The sequence below is a fragment of the Streptomyces sp. NPDC088910 genome, assembly GCF_044749865.1.
Classification (GTDB): Bacteria; Actinomycetota; Actinomycetes; order Streptomycetales; family Streptomycetaceae; genus Actinacidiphila.
In genome coordinates, this window is the sequence record NZ_JBIVIV010000003.1 from 276,077 (window position 1) to 298,733 (window position 22,657).

Consider the following 22,657-nt stretch of genomic DNA (forward strand, 5'->3'; position numbering starts at 1 on the left):
ACGGGTGGTGAACCGGTGATCAACAGCTGATCATCAGTAGAGACGTTTCACGCTACCTGAAGGGTTCCCGGTCGCGGTATCGGCTTTCTTTTGGTCAACCAGTGGTCAAGTCGCGTGTGAGGAAGACGAACTGAGCGGGTTTGTCCGGGAGTTCGACGCGGGGGCCGAGGGTGAAGCCGGTGCTGAGGAGACGGTCGATCGCGCGGGTGTTGCGGGCGTCGGGTTCCGCGACGATACGGCGGCAGGCGGGGTCGGCGAAGACGTGGGCGAGGAGGGCGGTCAACAGGTGCCGCGTGTAGTCGGGTTCGCGTTCGGCGCCGGGGTCGATGGGGCCGACGAAGACGTGGACGCCGACGTCGCCGGGCAGCCGCTCGTAGAAGTCGCCGATGGGGTCGGCCTCCGGCTGGTAGGTCTGGAAGAGGGCCACGGGGCGGTCGTCGCGGCGGACCAGGTAGGCGTGGTGGGTGTCGAGCGAGTCCAGGAAGGCGTAGATCTCGCGCACCTGGTCGCGGGTCGCGTCGCCCATGCCCCAGAACCGGCCCCGCGCCTGGGTGACCCACGCGTGGATGAGGTCGATGTCCCGGTCGGGGTCGACGGGCACGAAGCGGACGGTCCCGAAGCCGGCGGGCGGCCCGTGAAAGGCGGCGGCTCCAGCGGGGCCAGCGGCAGGCGCTTCGGGTGCTTTCGGAGCTTCGGGGGCTTCGGGGGCTTCGGGCACAGAGGTCTCCCTGGTGAGTCGGGTCCAGTCGGTGACCACGGGGACGAGGTCGCCGCGCAGCCAGTACGGAAGCTGGTCGCGGTGGTGCGGGCCGCCGGGCACTCCGCTCGCTCCGAAGGGCACGACCCACCGGCTGTTCTCACGGTCGGCCAGATCCCATACGTAGCGGGCGGCGGGCCCGCGCAGGCTGTGGTGGGTGATGCCGGGGACGCTGGACGTGGACAGCACGCAGTCGTGGTCCCCCGCCAGCCCCGGCCACACCTCGGGCGCGTGCCCGTACGCGTCGGGCGGCAGCGCCTGCCAGGGCGCGAGCCGGTGCAGTTCCCCCCAGGTCCGCTCCCCCGCGCCCGCCTCCCCCACACCGGCCCCCGCCGTCTCCTCCAGCGCGGCCCGTACGATCGCGGCCCGGTCCCGTGCGGGTATGAGCCCGCCGCCCAGCAGCGTCTCCAGCGCGAACGCCACCCGGGGCACCAGTGCCAGCCACGGCGTGAACGTCGCGGGATACGACGGCAGATGGACGAGTTCGGCCAGCGGGGCGAGCGCGGAGTGCGCGGCGAGACCGCGGACGACCGCCGCCCGCAGTACGGCGTATGACGCGGCGTCAGCGCTCTCGGCCGCCATCCGCCGGTCCCAGCGCAGGAGCCGCGCGCCGAGAGCGGAGGCCGCGGGGCTCAGCGGCGGCGTGTCAGGGCCCTGGAGGTCGGCCACGTGGTCCAACAGGGCGCGGGCGGAGCCGAGATGGACGTCGGTGTGGATCGCCCCCATGCCGTCCGCCGTCCAGTCGTCGGCGGATGCCAGGAGGCGGCGGATGCGGCGCGCGCGGTGCGGCGCGGCGAATTCCGTGCCGAGCGGGGCGGCCAGTTCGCGCGCGTTGGCCATCACCGCGAGGCCGTCGCGGACGTCGGCGCGCGGCAGGGGCGCGTAGGCGCCGGTCCACGCGTGCTCCTTCCGCCACGCGGGCACGGCGTACAGGGAGTTGTCCGGACGCCGTACGGGCACCCGGCCCGCCGTCCGGTGCAGGAGGCCGCCCTCGGTGTCGGCGGCCTGCACGACGTTGACCGGCTCGACCCAGCCGTCCAGCGCCCGGTCGACGTCGCCGACGGTGGTGGCGCGCAGCAGCGACGGCAGTGCGGAGAAGCCGAGTTCGGCTCCGGCGCGGGCGGGACAGCGCAGGCTGACGGCGTTCCAGATGGTGTCCGCGCGGCCGTCCGACGCGCCGCCGTCCGACGCGGCGGGGGTCTCGGGCGCGGCGGGGGTCTCGGGCGCGTCGGGGCTCTCCGGCGCGTCGGGGCCGCCGATGATCACCGGGCCGCGTGCGGTCTCGACGATCTCGACGCGGACGGGGTCGGCGTCCGCGACGGCGACGGTCTCGGTACGGGAAGCGGCGGGCTCCCAGCCGTCGGGGCCGAGGGCCCGGACGGAGCCGTCGGGGGCGCGGCGCAGGTGTTCGCGGTAGAGGTCCTGGTAGTCGGCCATGGCGTTGGTGATGGCCCAGGCGACCCGGCCGGTGTGGCCGAAGTGGGCGAGGCCCGGGACGCCGGGGACGGCGAGGCCGACGACGTCGAACTCAGGGCAGGCCAGGCGGATCTGCTGGTAGACGCCCGGTGCCTCGATGAAGCGGTGCGGGTCGCCCGCGAGGAGCGCCGCGCCCGTGGCGGTGCGGTCCCCGGTGATCAGCCAGCCGTTGCTGCCCGCGGTGCCGGGCCCGTCGGTGGCGAAGGCCGCGACGGCGTCCGGGCCGAGCCGCCGGGCCGCCTCGTACCGCCAGAGTTTGGCGGGGAAGCCCGCGAAGAGGATGTGGGTGGAGAGCCAGACGGCCAGCGGCGTCCAGGGCTGCCAGCGGCCGGGTGCGAGGCCGGTGGCGGCGAACTCCGGTGCCTGCGCCGCGCCTTGGGGCAGCCCGGCGTTGACGCCGTCCACGTAGGCGGCGACCCACCGCGCGGTGTCCCGGTCGAGCCGGGCGTGGCAGCGGCGGGCGGTGTCGGCGAGCAGCGCGCGGCGGGCGAAGCGGTCCCACTCGACGGCGTCGGCGCCGAGGAACGTGGCGGTGCCGCCCTCCGCACGGTGCCGTTCGGTCTCCAGCTGCCAGGCCCGGTCGACGGCGGCGTTCCGGCCTTGAGCGAAGGCGAGTTCGCGGGCGCTGTCCGCGCGGAGGTGGGGGATGCCCCAGGCGTCCCTGAAGACCTCGCTGCTCACCCTGACTCCCTCTGATCATTAAGGTTAGGGTGCCCTAACTTAACAGGAATCGGGGACCTCACAAGGGCCGGACACCTCACAGGGGCTGGGGACCTCACAGGGGCCGGGGACCTCACAAGGGCTGGGGACTCCACGAGGGCCGGGGAACCCACAGGGATCGCGGGCCACACGGCGGCGGGCGGCACGGCCGCGGGCGGTACGGAGCCCGCCCGTACCGCCCGCCGTCACGCCGCGTCCCCGGGTCCGCGCGTCAGACGCCCTCGGACACCTTGAGCACGATCTTGCCGGTCAGGTGCCCGGCCTCGCTCGCGCGCTGCGCGTCGGCCGCCGCCTCCAGCGGGAACACCTCGTGGACGGCGATGGTCAGCTTGTCCGCGGCGAACAGCGCCAGCGCCTCCGCGAAGGCGGGCTCGCCGTAGTACCCCTCGGCGCCCGAGGTGAAGCGGACGCCGAGCTTGCCCGCGCCCGGCGCGTCGGCGATGGACAGCACCCGCTCGGTGCCGCCGGTCAGCTCGACCGACGCCTGGAGCGCGTCGCCCCGCCCGGCCGCGTCGAGCGCCGCGTCGATCCCCTCGGGCGCGGCGGCCCGCACCCGTTCCACCAGCCCGTCCCCGTAGGCGACCGGGACCGCGCCGAGCGCCCGCAGGTGCTCGTGGTTGGCCTCGCTCGCCGTGCCGACGACCTTGACGCCGCGCGCGACCGCGAACTGTACGGCGACGGTGCCGACGCCGCCCGCCGCGCCATGGATCAGCAGCGTCTCGCCGGGCCGCACCTTGAGCATGTCGAGCGCGCGGTACGCGGTCTCCGCCGCGACCGGCAGCGCCGCCGCCTGCTCCCAGCTCAGCGTGCCGGGCTTGAGGGCGACCTTCGCGACCTCGGCGAGCGCCCGCTCGGCGTAGGCGCCGGTGGCGGTCTGGCCGAAGACGTCGTCGCCGACCGCCAGGCCCTCGACGCCCTCGCCCAGCGCCTCGACGACACCCGCCGCCTCAAGGCCCGGCACATGCGGGAAGTCCACGGGGAAGACCTGCTCCATGTAACCGGCGCGGATCTTGCTGTCGAGCGGGTTCACGCCCGCCGTGCGCACCGTGATCCGCACCTGGCCGGGGCCCGGCTCCGGCACGTCGGTGTCCACGGCCCGCAGCACGTCCGCGGAGCCGTATTCGGTGAAGGCGATGGACTTCGTCATGGGTTCACAATCCTTCGGAGGGCTCGGAAATATTCGAGAACATTCGGAAACCTGAAGCAATTGCCTTGGCGGGCGCCCGAGGAGACGCGGCGCCCCGGTGCGACGGCGGCATTCCCCGGGCGTTCCGCCGGCACCTCCTAGGCGTTCCCCGGGCGTCCCCGGGCATTCCCCGGGTGTCCCGGGGAACTCCCCGGGGTCCTTCAGGGCACTTCCCAGCATCGCCGCGGGCCGCCGTCGATCCGGCCCGCCGTTCGGACGGTTCCGCCCGGCCGAAAGGACAGTCCGCGCCCATCATCGCCGCCGTACGCTCGGGAGGCATGCCGAGCCATGACGGAATCCGCCCGCAGGACGCCCTCGCGCGGGCCCTGGTCGTCACCCGCGCACCGCTGCCCGACACCATGCGGCGGCTGTCGGAGGTGCTGACCGATCTGGTGCCGCACCGGGCGGTCGCCCGGCGGAGCGCCGTCTGCACGTTCACTCCGACGGCGGCCTTCGGGGACGAGGAGCTGACCGGCCGGATCACCGGCGCCGAACTGACGCGCCTGGCCGGGCGGGTGACGGCGGGCGCGCCCTGGCAGGGCGAGGCGGTGCTGGCCGGGGCGCCGCACCCGGTGCTCGCCGTCGCTTCCACGCGTGAGTTCGCCGAGCCCGCCGAGACCACCGAGACCGCAGACACGGGCGCGGGCGCGGGCCCGCTGCTGGTCGTCGTACGCTCCTCGGCCGAGCCGCTGGACGCCGACGTCACTGCGGTGGCGCAGGGCCTGTGGGACCTGGTCACCGTCAACCAGGAGCGCCGGATGGCGGAGGCAGGACCGACGCAGGCGGCCAGTTCGCGGGCCGCCGCCGCGGCCAGGGCGCGGGCCATCGCGGAGCTGACCGACGCGCACTCCTCCGTGCTGTCGGCGATCCTCGGTACGCTGCGCGCCGCGTCGCTGGACGACACCGCCGCGCGGCGCGGCGCCGTGGACCTGGCCGTCGCGGCCCTGATCGACCTGCGCGCGGGCGCCGACCTGGACCGGGAGCTGAGCGAGGAGCCCGCGGACGCCGCCTTCGGCCGCCTCACCGCCGAGCTGCGCCCGCTGCTGCGCTACAGCCCCGTCGAGCTGGACCTGCGCCCTCCCGCCTCCCGCCGTACGCTGGCCGCCGACGTGGCCCACGGCGCGCGGGCGGCGGTACGCGGGGCCGTCCTGGCCATGCTGGAGCAGGGCGGCCTGAGGCGGCTCCATGTGAGCTGGCAGCTCGACGAGGACACGCTCCGCGTGCTGGTACGCGACGACGGGCCCGGCCTGCTCGCCCCGGAGGCGCTCGCCGTCCACCGCTTCACCGACCGGCTCACGGCGCTCGGCGGGCGGCTCGTCCTCGACGCCCTGCCCGGCTGGGGCTCCACCCTCACCGTCACCCTGCCGCTGTCCCCCGACCTCCCGGCGGCCCCCGCTGCGGCCGGGCCGCTGGACGCCCTCCATCCGAGGGAACGGCAGGTCCTCGAAGAGCTCGCCCTCGGGCGCCGCAACCGCGAGATCGCCCTCGCCCTCCACATCAGCGAGTCCACCGTGAAATTCCACGTCGCCAACATCCTCGCCAAACTCGGCGTCGCCTCCCGCGGCGAGGCCGCCGCCCTCGCCCGTACGGCGGCGGCCACCGCGTAGCCCGCGGACAGCCGTCACCGGTCGGGCGTCAGGCCGCGACGGCGACCGCCGCGCGGCCGAGCCGGACACCGCCGCGGGCCGGCCGGAAGACGACGAGCCGCAGGAGCAGGAAGCGGCCGAGGCCGGCGAGGGCGGAGGCCGCGATGTAGACGCCCTGCCGGGTGAGGGCGTCGCCGGACGGATACGCGGAGGCGTAGGCGAGCAGCGCCCCGGTGGTGAAGAGGTACGACAGCAGGACGGTGAGCGCGCAGGCGCAGTGGTCGGACCAGGTGGCGCCGCCCCGGCCGAAGGTGAAGCGGCCGTGGAGTTCGGTGGCCAGGACCGTGGAGCCGATGGTGACGACGGCGTTGGACAGGGCGAGGGGGACGCTGTCGCCGATCAGCAGGAGGACGCCGCTCGCGAGGACGGTGACTCCGCCGCCGCACAGCACGAACCGCACGAAGGAGGCGAGGGCCGCGGTGCGCGAGGACGGGGACGCGATGGCCGCCCGGCCGGTGATCGCCGTGCTGGCGGCCATGGTCAACTCCTGTGTCGGTGACGGCCGCTGAGGGCGCCCGTCGTCGTGTCACCGACTCTTCCGCACGGCCGCGCGCGGGCCCATCAGGTGTGTCCCCCATTGCGTGTGGGGGCTACCCCCACCCCTCCTCAGGGGCGCGCCCCCCACATCCCCGAGGGTCCCGATCATTAGAAGAAGATGAACGTACTTATCCATGGTTTACAAGGCGGGTGGCGCACATCACCCTTGCTTTGCGCGGCGCAATGCCTCTTTTGTCCAGATGCAAGCCATATGCGCGTTTGACCATGCCTGGCACTGCGTGCCAGAGTCTTCTCAACGGCCCGCACCGACCCGCGCTCGGCCGTTCCACAGACGCCGCGAACCACACCCCCCTTGCTTCGCGGCGGTTCGAAGAGGCCCTTGCGCAGTCGTTACCACGACGCGAAGGGCCTCTTCACAATATCCGGGCCGGTCACGGCGGTACGGCCCCGACACCCCCGCACGACGGCCCCGACGCCCGCGCCGGGCGCGAACTACCGCTCCGGGACCCGCAGTTCGAACCACGTCGTCTTGCCGCGCGGCTGGAGGTCGACGCCCCAGCGGTCGGAGAGCTTGTCCACCAGGAACAGGCCCCGGCCGCTGGCGTCCAGGCCGCGGACCGGCAGCAGGCAGGGCAGCGCCCGCGAGGGGTCCCGCACCTCGACCCTGACCCAGCCCCGGCGCCAGTGCATCCGCAGCCCGAACGTCCGCGCCCCGGTGTGCCGTACGGCGTTGCCCACGAGTTCGGAGACGAGCAGTTCCACGGTGTCGGCGAACTGCGGGAGACCCCAGACCCGTACCACGGAGAGCGCCAGGCGCCGGGCGGTGGAGGCGGATTCGGGACGGGAGGTCAGATGGACCTCCTGGACGGACGGGTCGCCGTACAGATCGAGGGCCTTGGCCGCCGTGTCGTCGGTGAGAACGGGAACCGCACCCGCGGCGGTGTCCACCCGCTGCGGCTGCTCAGATGCTCCCCGGCCCGCCATGACTTCATGATGGCTGCAATTGCAGCGCTCCGAGGGGTAACCGGGGGAATTCGTCCGACGGAGTACGCCGCCCCACACCTGTGACTAGGCATATGCCCTGGGCACAGAACACCCCACAACGGCCCTGCTGATCAGTGGAGTTGACGTATGCAACCATCACAGCGGATGGTGGCGGCCTCCCATTCCTTAAGGCTGGCATAAGGTTGCCTTAAGGTGAGCCGCGCACCCTGCGTCACCTCTGACGCGCTGTCAGCCGAGCACCCGTTCGACGCTCAGCCGCATGTGCGTCGGATCGCCGTCCCCGGCTGACCACGCGTCAGCATCCGCGGGCTCAGCGGAAGGTGGCCTTCCCCGGTCCGTCCTCGACGAAGCTGCGCATCCCCGTCTCGCGGTCCGCCGTGGCGAACAGCCCCGCGAACAAGGTGCGTTCGATCGTCAGCCCGGTCTCCAGATCCGTTTCGAGACCCGCGTCGACGGCCTCCTTCGCGGCCCGCAGCGCGTACGCGGGACCGCGCGCCAGCCGCTCCGCCCAGGCCCGCGCCCGCGCGTACACCTCGTCGGCCGGGACGACCTCGTCCACCAGCCCCAGCGACAGCGCCTCCCGCGCCGTCACCATCCGGCCGGTGAAGATCAGGTCCTTGGCGCGCGAGGGACCGACCAGCCGGGACAGCCGCTGGGTGCCGCCCGCGCCCGGGATCAGACCGAGCAGGATCTCCGGCTGTCCGAGCTTCGCGTTCTCGCCCGCGATCCGGTAGTCGGCACACAGTGCCAGCTCGCAGCCGCCGCCGAGCGCGTAACCGGTCACGGCCGCCACCACCGGCTTCGGGATCCGCGCCACCGCCGTGAAGGACTCCTGGAGCGCCCGCGAGCGGTCGACCATGTCCTCGTACGACATGGCCTGCATCTCCTTGATGTCCGCGCCCGCCGCGAACACCTTCTCCCCGCCCCACACCACCACGGCCCGTACCTCGGGACGCCGCGCCGCCTCCTCGGCGACCTCCTTGAGCCGGTCCTGCGTGCCGGAGTCCAGGGCGTTCATGGGCGGCCGGTCGAGCCGGACGGTGCCGACGCCTTCGTCGACTTCAAAGGTCACAGTCATACGGGCGAGCGTACGACGGACGGCCCGCCCCAGGTCAGGGGCGGGCCGTCGCGGCTCACGTGCGGTGCCTCACACGGGCGGAACCCGATGCGGAACCTGATGCGGAACCCGGTCAGGACGTCCACTCGCTCCAGGGGAGGTTCCAGCCGTTGAGGCCGTTGTACCACTGGACGGTCTTGTCCTTGGAGTTCTGCACCTGCACCACGTCACCGATGATCGACTGGTTGTAGAACCAGGCCGCGGGGGTGCTCGCGTCCCCCGCGCCGCGCACGTCGTGCAGACCCACGCAGCCGTGGCTGGTGTTGCTGTTGCCGAAGACCGAGGTCGCGGCCCAGTAGTTGCCGTGGATGAAGGTGCCCGAGGTGGTCAGCCGCATGGCGTGCGGCACGTCCTTGATGTCGTACTCACCGCCGAAGCCGACCGTGTCGCCGTTCATCCGGGTGGTCACGTACTTCTCGGAGATGACCATCTTGCCGTTGTACGTGGTGTGGTCCGGCGCGCCCGAGGAGATCGGGATGGTGCGCAGCACCTTGTTGTCGCGGTAGACGGTCATGGTGTGCTTGGCCGCGTCCACGATGCTCACCTGGCGGCGGCCGACGGTGAAGTGGACGTCCTTGTGCTGCTTGCCGTAGACGCCGGGGGCGCCCTCGACACCGTTGAGGTTGAGGCTCAGCGTGACCTTCGTACCGGCCGCCCAGTACTCCTGCGGGCGGATGTAGAGCTGCTGGTCGCCGTACCAGTGCGCGGCGACCGGGACCGACGGGCTCGCGGTGACCTTGACGCCTTCCTCGACGGCCTTCTTGTTCGTGATCGGCCGGTTGAAGTTGAGGAAGACCTCCATGCCGACGCCGACGGTCGAACCGTCCTCCGGCGTGTAGTAACCGACGAAGGTGTTCTTCGGGGTGACCGTGGTGAAGCTGGAGTGCTTGTCGGACTCACGTCCCGCGTCGTCCTTGGCGACCGCGTCCACCGAGTACTGCGTGGACGTGTCCAGGTGCCCGGCCGGCACCCATCCGGCGCCGTCGGCGGAGATCGCGCCCTCCACCTCCGTGCCCTTGTCGTCCTTCACGACGACCGACGAGAGCTTGCCGCCCTGCGCCGTGACCTTCAGCGTCCCCGTGGTCGACACCTCGGTCGAGCCGTCCTTCGGCAGGATCGTCACGACGGCGGTCGAGGCGACCGTGTCCGACGCGTTCGCCTTGCCGTTCGAGGCCGACGTGGAGCCGTTCCCACTGCCGGACTTGCCGCCGCCACCGCCGCCACCGCACGCGGTGACCATCAGCAGCAACGCTCCGAGCGCCAGCACCAGAACGTTTCTCCTGATACCCGGCGCAGCCAATATCGGCTTCAACTCTTGCTCTCCCCTACCGCCCGGAACACCTGAACTCCCCTGGTCAGCGCAAGACAATCACACGGAACAAGCGCGAGTGCTCACGAGATTGTCACCGTTCCGTCCCAGATGGCTGTGGACCAGGGCCGGTCGGGGGTGTAGTGGGGGTGCGGCGGACGGGGCGCCCGCGTGCGCGGGCGGGGCGGCGGACTGGGGAGCCCGCGCGTGCAGGACGGGTGCGGCGGACGGGGGCCCGCGCGCGGGACGGACGGGGCCGCCGCTACAGCGCGGAACCCGCCTGCCACTGGGCCCAGCTGAGATTCCAGCCGCCCATCCCATTGTCGGCGGCGACCGTGCGGTCATGGGAGTTGGTCACGCGGATCGGGTCGCCGACCAGGGAGTGGTCGAAGAACCAGCCCGCCGGGCTGGTGGCGCTGCCGCCCTTGACGTCGCGCAGCCCGATGCAGCCGTGGCTGACGTTGGTGGTGCCGAAGACCCCGGCGGGCGACCAGTAGTTGCCGTGCACGAAGGTGCCGGAGTTGGTCAGCCGCATCGCGTGCGGGACGTCCGGGATGTCGTACTCGCCGCCGAAGCCGACCGTCTGGCCGTTCATGCGCGTGACGGCGTGCTTCTCCGCGATGACCATCACGCCGTCGTACGTGGTGTGCTGGGGCGCGCCGGTCGAGGCGGGGAGGGTGCGCACGACCGCGCCGCCGCGCCGGACGACCAGGGTGTGCGCCACCGCGTCCACGGTGCTGCGCTGGTCGCGGCCGATGGTGAACCGCACGTCCTTGGACTGGGTGCCGTAGACGCCGGGCGCGCCCTGGACGTCGCGCAGCCGCAGGTGGAGGGTGACGCGGGTGCCGGCCTTCCAGTAGTCGGCGGGGCGCAGGTCGAGCCGCTGGCCGCCGAACCAGTGGCCGGTGACGGTGACGGCGGGTACGGACGTGACCGTGATGGCGCGTTCGACGGCGGCGCGGTCGGTGACCGGGCGGTTGAACCTCAGCGAGACGATCATGCCGACGCCGACGGTCGAGCCGTTCTCCGGGGTGAAGAAGCCGATGAAGGTGTGCTGCGGCACGAGGGTGGTGAAGTCGGCGTGCTTGGCGGCGGGGCGGCCCTGCTCGTCGACCGCGTAGGCGTCGACGGTGTAGCGGGTGGCCAGCGCGAGGCGTCCGGTGGGCTGCCAGCCGCTGCCGTCGGCGGCGAGGGTGCCGGGCACGGGGGTGCCGTCCGCGCTCTTGGCGGTGACCCCGGTGAGCTTGCCCTGGCCGACGGTGACGCGCAGCGTCCCGCTGGCGGGTACGTCCTTCGCGCCGTCGCCGGGCGATACGGTGATGGCCGCCTGCGAGACGTCCGGTACGGCGGTCGAGGTGTCGGTCGACGTGGCGCTCGGCGCCCGGTCGTCACCCCCGCCCGTCCCGCCGGACCCGCCGGACCCGCCCGGTCCCCCGCAGCCCGCGATCAGCGTCGCACCCAGTACCACTCCCGCACCCGCGCGCAGCACGCGCCTCACCGCTGTCTTCACGCACCGTCAACGAGGCGACCGCCGCCGGGGAAACGCGCTGTCCGCCGGCACGTGCACCGATCAACCGTGTGACTCCGTACCCCCCGGTGGGAATGAATGGAGCAGCGGGTGCGGGGAAACGGCCGTCGACGCGGGGAGGGACACCCGGCGTACGGTACGGACCCGGCCCGCCCTGCCGGCACAGCGCACCTGGTCACAGCTCGGTCCTTCGGAGCCGCGGGAGGCATACACGTGTCAGAGACACGCGAACACGGCGTCGTGGGACGCCCGGAGGGTCTTCCGCTGCCCGCAGGCGATCCGGGGGTGGCGACCGTACCGCCGCCGTCGCCGGTGCCGGGCCCGGCCGTACCGCGGGACCCGTCTGTCGCACTCGCCCCGGCCGTACCGCGGAATCCGCCGGTGGCTTCCGTATCGCTGCCGTCCGGTGCGTCGGACCGGCGGGTGGCGCCGCGGCTCGCGACCGTGTGGCCCGGCTCGGCGCAGCCGCTCGGCGCGCGTTTCCACGCCGGTCCCGGCGGGCGCGCGGGCACCAACTTCGCGCTGTGGGCAGGCGGGGCGGAGTCCGTCGAGGTGTGCCTGTTCGACGCGGACGGCACCGAGACGCGGGCGCCGCTGACCGAGCTGACCCATGAGATATGGCACGGCTTCGTACCGGACGCGCTGCCGGGCCAGCGGTACGGCTACCGGGTCGGCGGTCGCTGGGACCCGTGGACCGGCGCCCGCTGGAATCCGGCGAAGCTGCTGCTCGACCCGTACGCGCGGGCGGTGGACGGCGACTTCACGCTGGTCCCCGAGGTGTACGGGCACGTGCGCGACTGGCCCGAGCGGCAGGTCGCCGACACCGTGCGGGACAACCGCGACTCGGCGCCGTACGTCCCCAAGGGCGTCGTGGTCGACGATGACGACGACTGGGAGGACGACCACCGGCCGAAGACGCCCTGGTCGGACTCGGTGATCTACGAGTTGCACGTGCGCGGTTTCACCCGGGCGCACCCGGACATTCCGCCGGAGCTGCGCGGTACGTACGCCGGTCTCGCGCACCCGGCGGCCATCGCCCATCTGACCCGGCTCGGGGTGACCGCCGTCGAGCTGCTGCCGGTGCACCACTTCGCGCACGAGGAGCACCTGGAGCGCAAGGGGCTGCGCAACTACTGGGGTTACAACTCGATCGGCTACTTCGCGCCGCACGCCGCGTACAGCGCGAGCGGCACGCGCGGCGAACAGGTCGGCGAGTTCAAGCGGATGGTGCGGGCGCTGCACGCGGCGGGCATCGAGGTGATCCTCGACGTGGTCTACAACCACACCGCCGAGGGCGGCGAGGGCGGCCCCACGCTGTCGCTGCGCGGTATCGACAACCGCGGTTACTACCGGCTCCAGCAGGACGCGCGGCGCTACGCCGACTACACCGGCTGCGGCAACACCCTCAGCGTCGTCCAGCCGCACGTGCTGCGGCTGATCACCGACAGCCTGCGCTACTGGGTGACCGAAATGGGCGTGGACGGCTTCCGGTTCGACCTGGCGGCGGCGCTGGCCCGCTCGACGCACGACGTGGACATGCTCTCCCCCTTCCTCACGGTGATCGCCCAGGACCCGGTGCTGCGCCGGGTCAAACTGATCGCCGAGCCGTGGGACGTGGGCTCCGGCGGCTACCAGGTGGGCGCCTTCCCGCCGCTGTGGACGGAGTGGAACGACCGGTTCCGCGACACCGTACGGGACTTCTGGCGGGGCGCGGCCGGGGACGTACGCGATCTGGCGTACCGGCTGTCCGGGTCGAGCGACCTGTACGACTGGGGCGGGCGGCGGCCGTATGCCTCGGTCAACTTCGTCACCGCGCACGACGGTTTCACCCTGCGGGACCTGGTGAGCTACGAGCGCAAGCACAACGAGGCCAACGGCGAGGACGGGCGGGACGGCACCGACGGCAACCGGTCGTGGAACTGCGGCGCCGAGGGGCCGACCGACGACCCCGGCATCAGCGCGCTGCGCCGCCGCCAGATCCGCAACCTGCTCTCCACACTGCTGCTGTCCACCGGGGTGCCGATGCTGGTCGCGGGCGACGAGATGGGGCGGACGCAGGGCGGCAACAACAACGCGTACTGCCAGGACAACGAGGTGAGCTGGATCGACTGGTCGCTGGCGGACGATCCGGCCTGGCGGTCGCTGTCCGATCTCGCGGCGCGGCTGATCGCCCTGCGCCGGGCCCATCCGGTGCTGCGGCGCGGCGGCTTCTTCTCCGGGCTCGCGCAGGCGCCGGAGGGGCTGCGCGATCTGGCCTGGTTCGGGCCGCGCGGCGAGGAGATGACGGACGAGGACTGGTTCGCGCCGGGTTCGACGCTGGGGATGTTCCTGTCGGGGCAGGAGATTCCGCAGCGGAACGCGCGGGGGGAGGCGGTCGTGGACGACAGCTTCCTGCTGATCGCGCACGCGGGGTCGCGGCCCGCCGCTTTCACGCTGCCGGGGTCGCCGTGGGCGGCGGCGTACGAACTGCTCGTCGACACCGCCCTGGAGGAGCAGACGGCGGCGCCGGAGGGGGCGCGTGCGGCGGCTGGTTCCGAGGTGGCGGTGGCGGAGAGGTCCGTACGGCTGTACCGGGCGTGCGGCGGCGGGGAGGGGCGGGAAGAGCTGCTCAGCGGGTGAGTTCGGTCACCGGAGCGGGCGGGCGGCGGGGGGTGCCGCGGGGTTGCGGGGACCGGGGTGGGGGGTGGCGGGGGCCGGTGGGTTGACCGGGGGGTTGACCGGGGGGTTGACCGGGGGGTTGACCGGTGCGGGGACCGGTGCGGGGGATGGCGTGGACCGGTGCGGGGACTGGTGCGTGGACCGGCGCGGGGGATGGCGTGGACCGGTGTGGACCGGTGTGGACGACACCGAATGGTCCAGTCCACTATGTCCTGGTGACCTCTTCCGCGCCCAGCCCCGACCGCGCCGGGGCCGATGCCGCCGAGCCGCTTTCGCAGCCGAATCTCATGCCGTTGTCCGACGCCGCGGTGGACCTCCCGCGTACCTCCCCGGTGGACCTCCCGCGCACGTCCCCGCTACCGGGCAAGGAGCGGCTGTGGTCGGCGAATTTCCGGTTCTACTTCACGGCCCGCTCCGTCGCCATGCTCGGCGACACGATGCTGCCGGTCGCGCTGTCCGCGGGCCTGATCCAGTACGGCTACTCGGCCGGTGACATCGGCCTGGTGATGGCCGCGTCCACCGCGTGCTTCGCCGGATTCGTGATCTTCGGCGGGGTCTTCGCGGACCGCTTCAACGCGCGGCGGCTGATGATCGGCGCCGATCTCGTACGCGTCGGCACGCAGTCCACCGCGGCGGTGCTCTTCCTCACCCACCACATCACGCTGTGGGAGATGGCGCTGATCGCCGTCGTCAACGGCACGGCGGCGGCCATGTTCCAGCCGGGCGTGGCCAGTACGGTCGTGCGGGTCGCCACCGATGTGCAGGGCGCCAACGGTGTGACCCGTACCGCCGAGTCCGTCGCGGGGCTGGCCGGGCCCGCGGTCGCCGGTGTCCTGATCGGCTTCACCTCACCGGGCGTCGTCTTCGCCGTCCACGCGTCCACGTATCTGGTCAGCGCGCTGTGTCTGATCGCGCTGCGGCTGCGACCGCTTCCGGCGAAGACGGGTGCCGGGACGGGGTCGGGGTCGGGCACTGGCACTGGCACTGGCACGTTCAAGGCCGATCTCGCGGAGGGCTGGCGGGAGTTCCGCGCGCGCACCTGGATGTGGGGGGTGATCGTGATCTGGATGGGCTACATGATCTTTGTCTTCGGCCCCTACATACCGCTCGCCGCCGGTCAGATCATCCCCGAGCACGGCGCGGGCGCCTACGGCCTCGTCAACTCCGCCCTCGGCGGCGGCACCGCGGTCGGCGCGCTGATCGCCATGCGCGTACGCGCGGACCGCCCCTTGCGCGCGGGCTCCATCGCCCTCTTCGGCACCGCCCTGATGCCCGCCTCGGTCGGCTTCGACCTCCCGGTCCCCGCCATCGCCGCCTGCGTCTTCGGCTCCGGCATCTGCTGGGCCTACTGGGGCGTCAATTGGGCCACCAGCGTCCAGACCCAGGTCCCCGGCGAGATCCTCAACCGCATCCACGCCTACGAGGTCGCCGGCTCCATCGCCATGATGCCCGTCGGCCAGTCCCTCGCCGGCCCCGCCTCCGCCGCCTTCGGCGCCCGCCACGTCCTCCAGACCGGCGCCGTGGTCACCCTCATCGTCTGCACCCTCCTCCTCTCCGTCCCCGCCATCCGCAACCTCCGCCGAGTCCCCACGACGTAGGGCCTGTGAGCCCCGGCCATCCACGCTCCCGCATCTCGCCACCCGCCCCAGCGGGGCAATTCCGTTGCCCCGGACCACCGGTACAACCAGGCTCGCTCTGGCCACAACGAGGTCGGTCAGCGCGGCGAGAAACCGCCGCCCTGCTGGGTCGAGTTCGACGACCACCGCGCCACCGACCACGGGAAGCGTCCCCTCGCGCCGTCTCCACGTCATCGGTGGGCACGGCCAGGTCGTACGACCCGCTTCCGGTCGTCAACTCGAACCGCCGGAACGTGAACGCCCCCGGCACGCGTTCCCTCAACTAAGGACTGTCCCGCAGAGAGTTTGTAAGGCTTGGGTGACGGCGATGCCGGTGTGGCGGATACGGTGGAGCGGTTCATCGGTAGGGGGCTGGGGGGAACAGTGGGGCGCAGTGAGCTTCCCGTGGAGAACGCTGGTGAAAGGGATCTCTGTCTGTTCATCGAGCCGTACGGCGAGGACTTCTACCTCAAGCCTGGGGAGGTCTTCACGGTCGCACCTGAAGCCGAAGGGCTCGATGTCTGGTTCTCCACCCTTGTCTGGGAGGGAGGCATCACCGTGTGGCCCTACGAGAACGGCGATCCGACCAGGATTGTCCTTGAGTACACAGTGACCGACGCCAACGGGACTCGGCTGGAGTGCGGTCACCAAAGGCCGCCGAGGCCGACCGGTTCTGACATGCCTGCACTGGATTGACCCCCTCAGTCACCGGGTCGGAGCAAGATTGTGAAGCCGGGCGACGCCGAGCACAGCTCGGTACACGCCATCGCCTTTGAGGCGGCAGTCGCGGAGGATCTTCCAGCTCTTCATCCGGGCGAAGGTGTGCTCAACGCGAGCGCGGACCTGTTTGTGGGAGCGGTTGTGCTTCTCCTTCCGGGGCGAAGTTCTTCGCCCTTACGGCGGCGGTGCGAGATGACCAGACCGGTGCCCTGGTAGCCGCCGTCGACGATAGTCATGGCGGTGCCGACGGCAGCCTTGGCCCCGGACTCCCCCCAGCCACGGGAGGGTGGGCACCAGGGTCCCGCCGACGATGAGGCACGGTGTCCTTGCGATCGTTTCACTCGGCAGAGAAACAACCACCGCCCCATACCCTCCCGGCCTGAGTCGGTCCAAAATGCCGCCATGGATGACGAAGAGCACAACGAGGCAGCTGCACGCACATTCCTGTCATGCGCCACCGAGGTGGCGCGGCTGATGGATCTCGGGAACGCGGCCGACGTGCCGGAAACCCGCCGGGCACGGCACCTGGCCCATGCGGTGCGCAAGCCACTGCTCCAACGCGCCTACCTACCCGAAGAGTTCTTCGCCCCGTTGATGGCCGCAGCGGTCTACGACCCGGACCCTAGCTTCTGCCGCTGGTTCGCCGAACCAGCCGTCTACGCCTTCGGACGACGCCGTGTCATGAGCGCACTACTCGACTATCTACGGACAGGCACGGACGCCGAGCAGGCGGGGGCCGAGCGGGCCTGGTACTGCGCCCACGTGCCGCTCCGCGCAGAGCGGTCCCCGGCCTATGCGCCAGGCGGAAGGCGCGATCCCGCGCTGGATGAGTCCAGCGATGTGAAGGACGAGTGGCGGGAAGCGCTTCGACGATCGGCCAGGTGACCGGGCCGCCTCGAAACCTGAGCCAGCCCCGGTGCCATAGACCTGCTGCTCACTCTGACCATTGAGCGGGACAGCCCTTAATCCTGGTTATCTGTCCTTCGTTCTAGCAGCCAAATGCCCGATTGAGCCGCGGCAATGTACTCCTCACCCAGATCAGGACGTCCAACTGCAACTTCACTCGAATGTGATTCTCCAGAAACCAACCGGAGCAGAGTAACCATAAGATGACTCCACACGAATGGCTTTACCCCATACCCAAGCCGGCCAAATTTACGGAAACCGCTGGGACCGCGGCCTCGAAAAGCATTGACTGGACTTCCAGATGGCCATCCAAGCCGTGATCAAAGATGTCACCGGGCACAGCAGCGTCGAACAGCCACGATAAGGTCTCCGGAATGCGCCTCGCCGTCTCCCCGCACCCGCACCGGTACGCATCCCAGTCGTGCCGGTGCAATTGGCATCTCATGCCACACCTTGCCCGCACCAGCGTTCCGCACAGCTTCCGCCACACGAGCAGGGTACTGCCATGTCCCCCATGGGTACCCGTATACCCGCGGTACAAGTTCGACACTTCACTTTCTCCGTGGCCGCACTTCCGGCTCGACCGCGATACTCATTTGCCGCCGGAATACGACTCTCATTCAGCGTGACGGGAAACCGGAGGGCCGCCAACTGCGGATTCTGCGCGGCGGCGCGCGACTTGACGACCACGTTCTCGGCGAATCCGTCCGCGACCGCGGAGACCACGAGGTCCACGTCGGGCAGCACGGAGGCGTAAGTGGCCGTGGCCCCGGCCGGGGTCGGCGCCGGGAGCGTCCACGGAGCGGTGATGCCGTACGACTTGCCGTCCCCCGTGACGGTCGCCAGCGGGCCGGTGCCGCCGCCGAGTCCCGACGGCCTCACCCGCCCCGGCGCGGGGACCACGCGGAGGGCGGCCTCGCCGTCCGGTCCGGGGGGGCCTCGGGTCATGGGGAGGTAATGAATTCTTCAAAGATTCGCATGGTGTGCGACAGGTGATCGCGGGGGCGGCCCCGTGCCTGTGGCGGGAAGAGATCGGAGGGGCGTGGGCGCGGCGGAAAACAGGGTGAGCGGTGTCGGTGGTCGCGCCTAATGTCGGGAGGGATGTCTGCCACGACCACTGACCCCGCGCCCGCCGTCCGTTCGAGATCAGCGATTCGGTCGCTGCTGCGCCTTTGGCCTTATGTGCGGGCGGTGCGGGTGCGGTTGGGGGTGTCCGCGGTGGTGGGCGCGGGCGCGTCGTGCGTGGCGCTGCTGATTCCGCTGGTGCTGAAGTGGATGGTGGACGGGCCGGTCTCGGACCACGATCCGGCCGGGGTGTGGCTCGGCGGCGGGCTGATCCTGCTGCTCGGGCTGCTGGAGGCGCTGCTGTTCGGGATCAGGCGGTGGCTGGTGGCCCGGCCGCTGGCCGGGGTCGAGGCGGCGATGCGGGCGGATCTGTACCGGCATCTCCAGCGGCTGCCGGTGGAGTTCCACGACCGCTGGGCGTCGGGGCAGTTGCTCTCGCGGGCGACGATGGACCTCCAGATCCTGCGGATGTTCCTCGCCTTCCCGCTGGTCTTCCTGGTGGTCAACACCGTCACCGTGCTGATCGGCTTCGCGATCCTGTTCGCGCAGTCCTGGCTGCTCGGCCTGGTGCTGCTGGCGCCCGCCGTGCCGCTGATGATCATGTGTTCCGTCTTCGAGACGCGGTACGCGCTGGCCGCCCGCCGCGCGCAGGACCAGGCGGGCGATCTGGCCACGCTGGTCGAGGAGTCGGTGCTGGGCATCCGAATCATCAAGGCGTTCGGCCGGCACCGCAGCCAGGCGCGGGCCTTCCGCGCGCAGACCCGGGGGCTGTGGCGTACCGAGATGCGCAAGGCGCGGCTCCTCTCGGACATCTGGGCCGTGATCATGACGCTGCCCGAGGTGGCGATCGGCGCCGCGCTGGTGTGCGGTGTGCTCCAGGTCGCGGACGGCAAGCTGTCGGCGGGCACCCTGGTGGCGTTCCTGTCGACCGCGCTCGCGCTGCGCTGGCCGGTCGAGTCGATCGGCTTCCTGCTCGCGATGAGCAACGAGGCGGCCACCGCCGCCGACCGGTACTTCGAGGCGATGGACACCCCCGAACCCGACAGCAGCGGCAGCACCGGCAGCACCGGCGGAAGCGAGAAGGACGGAAGCGCCGCAAATGCCACGGACGGCACCGGAGCCGGACGGCCGAGCGACGGCCTGCGCATGCACGCCGTCCGCTTCCGTTACCCCGACGCCCCCGACGCGGGCCCCGACCTCCTCAAGGGCGTCGACCTGCACATCGGCCCCGGCGAGACGATGGCGCTGGTCGGCGCCACCGGCAGCGGCAAGACGACGCTGACCGCGCTGCTCCCCCGGCTGCACCAGGCGACCGGCGGCCGGATCACCCTGGACGGCGCGGACATCGCCGACCTGCCGGTCAAGCGGCTGCGCGAACTGCTCGCCGTCGCCTTCGAGGAGCCGACGCTGTTCTCCGCGACCGTACGGGAGAACGTGGCGATGGGCGCGGGCCCTGAGGGCGCCGACGAGGCGGACATCGTACGAGCCCTGGCCGTCGCGCAGTGCGGCTTCGTGGAGCGGCTGCCGCAGGGCCTGGACACGCAGGTCGGCGAGCAGGGCCTGAGCCTTTCCGGCGGGCAGCGGCAACGGCTCGCGCTGGCCCGCGCGGTGGTCGGCCGCCCGCAGTTCCTGGTCCTGGACGACCCGCTGTCGGCGCTCGACGTGCACACCGAGGCGCTGGTCGAGGCCGCGCTGCGCGAGGTACTGGCCGACACGACCGCGCTGGTCGTCGCGCACCGCCCGTCCACGGTGATGCTCGCGGACCGGGTGGCGCTGCTGGAGGACGGCCGGATCACGGCCGTCGGCACGCACGCCGAACTGCTGCGGGACAGCGCGGTCTACCGCCACCTGATGTCGGGCGCCGACGAAGAGCCGGGTGCCGACGAAGAGTCAGGCGCCGACGAAGAGCCGGACGCCGAGGGGTACCCGGACCTGCCGGAGCAGCACGGCGCCGAAGAACGAACCGGGGAGGCCGACGAGGCTTCCGCCGCGCGGGAGAGGAGCGACGCCCGATGACCTCCGCGACAGAACAGGGCGCGACAGAACAGGGCTCGACGAAAGAGAGGGCGGCGAAAGAGAGCGCGGCGAAAGAGGACGCGACAGAAGCCGGCGCCATCGAGGAGTACGACTTCGACGAGCCCACCGCCGCGCCGCTCCCGCCCGACGACCCCTTCGCCAAAGACGTCCTGCCCGCCCCGAAGAACGCCCAGTTCACCCTCCTGCGCTCGCTCCTCGGCCCGCACCGCGCCCGCGTCTGGCTGGCCGCGATCCTGCTGCTGGTCCAGCAGGCGGCCGTGCAGGCGGGCCCGCTCCTGGTGGCGTACGCCATCGACCACGCCATCCCGGCGGTGCGCGACGGCAGGCACGGCGCGCTGATCGCGGTCGCCTGCGGCTACATGGGCTGCGGCATCGCCTCCGGCACGCTCCAGCGCTTCTTCATCCGGGTCGCCGCCCGCGTCAGCCAGGACGTGCTGGTCGACCTGCGCGGCCGGATCTTCCGGCACGCGCAGACCCTCAGCCTGGACTTCCACGAGCGCTACACCTCGGGCCGGCTGATCTCCCGCTCCACCTCGGACGTCGAGTCGATCCGCGAACTGCTCAACGACGGCCTGGACGAGCTGATCGAGGTCGTGCTGTCGGCGGTCTACATCACCGCGCTGCTGATCTTCCTCGACTGGGAGCTGGGACTGGCGGCCCTGGTGTCGTACGCCCCGCTGTACGTGGCGATCCGCGTGTACCAGCGGCGCTCGATGGTCGCCTACCGCAAGCGGTCCACGGCCATCGCGGCCGTCATCGTGAAGTTCACCGAGACGATGAACGGCATCCGCCCGGTGAAGGCGTTCCGCCGCGAGGAGCCGAACGACGAGGCGTTCCTCGAACTGAACCACCGCCATGAGCGGGCCAACGGCGACGCGATCCTGGAGATGGCGCGTTACGTCGTCGGCTCCCGCGTGATCGCCAACGTCACGATCGCCGCGATCGTGATGTGGGGCGCGTACCGGGTGGCGGACGGCGGGATGGCGCTCGGTGTGCTCGCCGCCTTCGTGCTGTATCTGCGGCGGCTCTACGACCCGATCGACCGGCTCGGCATGTTCCTCAACTCCTATCAGTCCGCCGCGGCTTCACTGGAGAAGATCGCCGGGCTGCTGGCCCAGCGGCCGACCGTGCCGGAGCCCGCGCCCGAGCGCGCGGTGCCGCTGCCGGAGCGGGCGGGCGAACTGCCGGGCCGCGAGGTCGTCTTCGACGAGGTGCGCTTCGCGTACCGCACGGGCGGCGAGGTGCTGCCGCGGTTCTCGCTGCGGCTGCCCGCGGGGCAGACCGTCGCCGTGGTGGGCGCGACCGGCGCGGGCAAGTCGACGCTCGCCAAACTGCTGGCCAGGTTCTACGACCCCACCAGCGGCCGAGTGCTGCTGGACGGCGTGGAGTTGAGCGATCTCACGCAGACCGATCTGCGGCGCGGGGTCGTGATGGTGACGCAGGAGGCGTTCCTGTTCTCCGGGACGGTCGCGGAGAACATCGCGATCGGCCGGCCGGACGCCTCCCGCGAGGATGTGGAGGCCGCCGCGAAGGCCATCGGCGCCCATGACTTCATCGCGGCGCTGCCGGACGGCTACGACACGGACGTACGCAAGCGCGGCGGCCGTATCTCCGCGGGCCAGCGCCAACTGGTCGCCTTCGCGCGGGCGTTGCTCGCCGACCCCGGCGTGCTGATCCTGGACGAGGCGACGTCCTCGCTGGACGTGCCGGGCGAGAAGGCCGTCCAGCACGCGATGCACACCGTGCTCAACGGGCGTACGGCGGTGATCATCGCGCACCGGCTGTCGACCGTGGAGATCGCCGACCGGGTCCTGGTCATGCGCGACGGCAGGATCGTCGAGGACGGCACCCCGGACGAACTCATCGCGGACGACGGCCACTTCGCCGGACTCCACCAGGCGTGGCGGGACAGCCTGGTCTGACCGTTAGCGCCCCTACGACGAGGCCGTCCACGCCGACGCGGCACCCGCCCGCGGCGCCGCACCGCCCGGCCCGCGCCAACGAACCGCCCTTCGCGCCACGCGCCAAGGGCGGTTCGCATTGCCGGGACACCAACTGCGCCTGATCCAGAGGGCCGGATTGGCCCCCTCTTGACCCCATTCGCCCGCAGAAAAACTTCTTCTCCGCGCAACACCGCGATGACAAATGACCGCTATGCGAACACCGCTCACCGAACAACGGACTGTTTTCGGCCAAGTTTGCCCCACGCCACTGACATGTACCGGTAAAGGATGCCACTCTGTGCCCCGTTCCACAGCAACGCCACAGCACTACAGCAGTGCCACAGCTCTACCCGGACAGATCACCAACCCCACCTGTCCGGACTGTCACCGACCGCCCATCCGCGGTCGCCGCAGAAGGAGTGACGAGTGCGCAGATCCCCCCGCAAGGCAACAGCAGCAGGAGTGCTGAT

General features: G+C 71.7%; 14 protein-coding genes and 1 pseudogene. 7 read left to right on the forward strand and 8 right to left on the reverse strand.

Annotated features, from left to right (window positions below; translation table 11 throughout):
- Positions 1-94 precede the first annotated feature (94 nt).
- Positions 95-2,914, reverse strand: a complete 2,820-nt coding sequence (locus tag ACIP4Z_RS09600; RefSeq protein WP_401306245.1) for a GNAT family N-acetyltransferase — start codon at positions 2,912-2,914, stop codon at positions 95-97.
- A 250-nt stretch (positions 2,915-3,164) separates the two neighbouring features.
- A complete protein-coding gene (locus ACIP4Z_RS09605; RefSeq protein ID WP_391044678.1) occupies positions 3,165-4,100 on the reverse strand; it encodes a zinc-binding dehydrogenase in 936 nt (311 codons plus the stop codon).
- A gap of 317 nt (positions 4,101-4,417) precedes the next feature.
- Between ACIP4Z_RS09605 and ACIP4Z_RS09610 the strand changes: the two genes are divergently transcribed.
- Positions 4,418-5,746, forward strand: coding sequence for a LuxR C-terminal-related transcriptional regulator (locus tag ACIP4Z_RS09610; RefSeq protein ID WP_401306247.1), 1,329 nt, complete (start codon positions 4,418-4,420; stop codon positions 5,744-5,746).
- A 28-nt stretch (positions 5,747-5,774) separates the two neighbouring features.
- On the opposite strand, the gene ACIP4Z_RS09615 is transcribed toward ACIP4Z_RS09610, so the two are convergent.
- From ACIP4Z_RS09615 to ACIP4Z_RS09635, 5 genes are all read right to left on the reverse strand, one after another.
- Positions 5,775-6,263, reverse strand: a complete 489-nt coding sequence (locus ACIP4Z_RS09615) for a hypothetical protein (protein ID WP_391044674.1) — start codon at positions 6,261-6,263, stop codon at positions 5,775-5,777.
- 512 nt (positions 6,264-6,775) lie between these two features.
- Positions 6,776-7,267: an ATP-binding protein gene (locus ACIP4Z_RS09620; protein WP_355349293.1), complete on the reverse strand. Its 492-nt coding sequence runs from the start codon at positions 7,265-7,267 to the stop codon at positions 6,776-6,778.
- A 331-nt stretch (positions 7,268-7,598) separates the two neighbouring features.
- On the reverse strand, positions 7,599-8,366 hold the full coding sequence (locus tag ACIP4Z_RS09625) for an enoyl-CoA hydratase-related protein (protein ID WP_391044672.1): 768 nt from the start codon (positions 8,364-8,366) through the stop codon (positions 7,599-7,601).
- Positions 8,367-8,478: 112 nt separating this feature from the next.
- Positions 8,479-9,645, reverse strand: a complete 1,167-nt coding sequence (locus ACIP4Z_RS09630; RefSeq protein ID WP_355349352.1) for an Ig-like domain-containing protein — start codon at positions 9,643-9,645, stop codon at positions 8,479-8,481.
- A gap of 331 nt (positions 9,646-9,976) precedes the next feature.
- Entirely contained in the window at positions 9,977-11,224 is a 1,248-nt protein-coding gene (locus ACIP4Z_RS09635; protein ID WP_391161515.1) for an Ig-like domain-containing protein, read from the reverse strand.
- A gap of 399 nt (positions 11,225-11,623) precedes the next feature.
- On the opposite strand from ACIP4Z_RS09635, the gene glgX reads away from it, so the two are divergent.
- The 3 genes from glgX (at position 11,624) to ACIP4Z_RS09650 (ending at position 16,212) form a co-directional block, all read left to right on the forward strand.
- Complete coding sequence (glgX, locus tag ACIP4Z_RS09640; protein WP_391161516.1) at positions 11,624-13,861, forward strand: glycogen debranching protein GlgX; 2,238 nt, start codon at positions 11,624-11,626, stop codon at positions 13,859-13,861.
- A gap of 461 nt (positions 13,862-14,322) precedes the next feature.
- A complete protein-coding gene (locus ACIP4Z_RS09645) occupies positions 14,323-15,498 on the forward strand; it encodes an MFS transporter (RefSeq protein ID WP_401306578.1) in 1,176 nt (391 codons plus the stop codon).
- 333 nt (positions 15,499-15,831) lie between these two features.
- A complete protein-coding gene (locus ACIP4Z_RS09650; RefSeq protein ID WP_391044665.1) occupies positions 15,832-16,212 on the forward strand; it encodes a hypothetical protein in 381 nt (126 codons plus the stop codon).
- A 9-nt stretch (positions 16,213-16,221) separates the two neighbouring features.
- Here the strand turns inward: ACIP4Z_RS09650 and ACIP4Z_RS09655 are convergent.
- Positions 16,222-16,517 (reverse strand): annotated as a pseudogene (locus ACIP4Z_RS09655) (transposase); the annotation flags it as partial.
- Positions 16,518-16,638: 121 nt separating this feature from the next.
- On the opposite strand from ACIP4Z_RS09655, the gene ACIP4Z_RS09660 reads away from it, so the two are divergent.
- The 3 genes from ACIP4Z_RS09660 (at position 16,639) to ACIP4Z_RS09670 (ending at position 22,166) form a co-directional block, all read left to right on the forward strand.
- A complete protein-coding gene (locus tag ACIP4Z_RS09660; RefSeq protein WP_401306250.1) occupies positions 16,639-17,121 on the forward strand; it encodes a hypothetical protein in 483 nt (160 codons plus the stop codon).
- A gap of 1,122 nt (positions 17,122-18,243) precedes the next feature.
- Positions 18,244-20,223 carry an ABC transporter ATP-binding protein gene (locus ACIP4Z_RS09665; RefSeq protein WP_401306252.1) on the forward strand — a complete coding sequence of 660 codons (1,980 nt, stop codon included), beginning with the start codon at positions 18,244-18,246 and terminating at the stop codon, positions 20,221-20,223.
- Positions 20,220-22,166 (forward strand): ABC transporter ATP-binding protein, encoded by a 1,947-nt coding sequence (locus ACIP4Z_RS09670; protein ID WP_401306254.1) that lies wholly within the window; start codon positions 20,220-20,222, stop codon positions 22,164-22,166. Before ACIP4Z_RS09665 ends, ACIP4Z_RS09670 begins: the two co-directional genes overlap by 4 nt.
- The last annotated feature ends 491 nt before the right edge of the window (positions 22,167-22,657 follow it).

Excerpts from the sequence above, each read along its gene's own strand:
- ACIP4Z_RS09605 (WP_391044678.1), bottom strand. The coding sequence starts at position 4,100 with ATGACGAAGTCCATCGCCTTCACCGAATACGGCTCCGCGGACGTGCTG.
- ACIP4Z_RS09610 (WP_401306247.1), top strand. The coding sequence starts at position 4,418 with ATGCCGAGCCATGACGGAATCCGCCCGCAGGACGCCCTCGCGCGGGCC.
- ACIP4Z_RS09615 (WP_391044674.1), bottom strand. The coding sequence starts at position 6,263 with ATGGCCGCCAGCACGGCGATCACCGGCCGGGCGGCCATCGCGTCCCCG.
- ACIP4Z_RS09620 (WP_355349293.1), bottom strand. The coding sequence starts at position 7,267 with ATGGCGGGCCGGGGAGCATCTGAGCAGCCGCAGCGGGTGGACACCGCC.
- ACIP4Z_RS09625 (WP_391044672.1), bottom strand. The coding sequence starts at position 8,366 with ATGACTGTGACCTTTGAAGTCGACGAAGGCGTCGGCACCGTCCGGCTC.
- ACIP4Z_RS09630 (WP_355349352.1), bottom strand. The coding sequence starts at position 9,645 with ATGGTCACCGCGTGCGGTGGCGGCGGTGGCGGCGGCAAGTCCGGCAGT.
- ACIP4Z_RS09645 (WP_401306578.1), top strand. The coding sequence starts at position 14,323 with ATGCTCGGCGACACGATGCTGCCGGTCGCGCTGTCCGCGGGCCTGATC.
- ACIP4Z_RS09660 (WP_401306250.1), top strand. The coding sequence starts at position 16,639 with ATGGATGACGAAGAGCACAACGAGGCAGCTGCACGCACATTCCTGTCA.
- ACIP4Z_RS09665 (WP_401306252.1), top strand. The coding sequence starts at position 18,244 with ATGTCTGCCACGACCACTGACCCCGCGCCCGCCGTCCGTTCGAGATCA.
- ACIP4Z_RS09670 (WP_401306254.1), top strand. The coding sequence starts at position 20,220 with ATGACCTCCGCGACAGAACAGGGCGCGACAGAACAGGGCTCGACGAAA.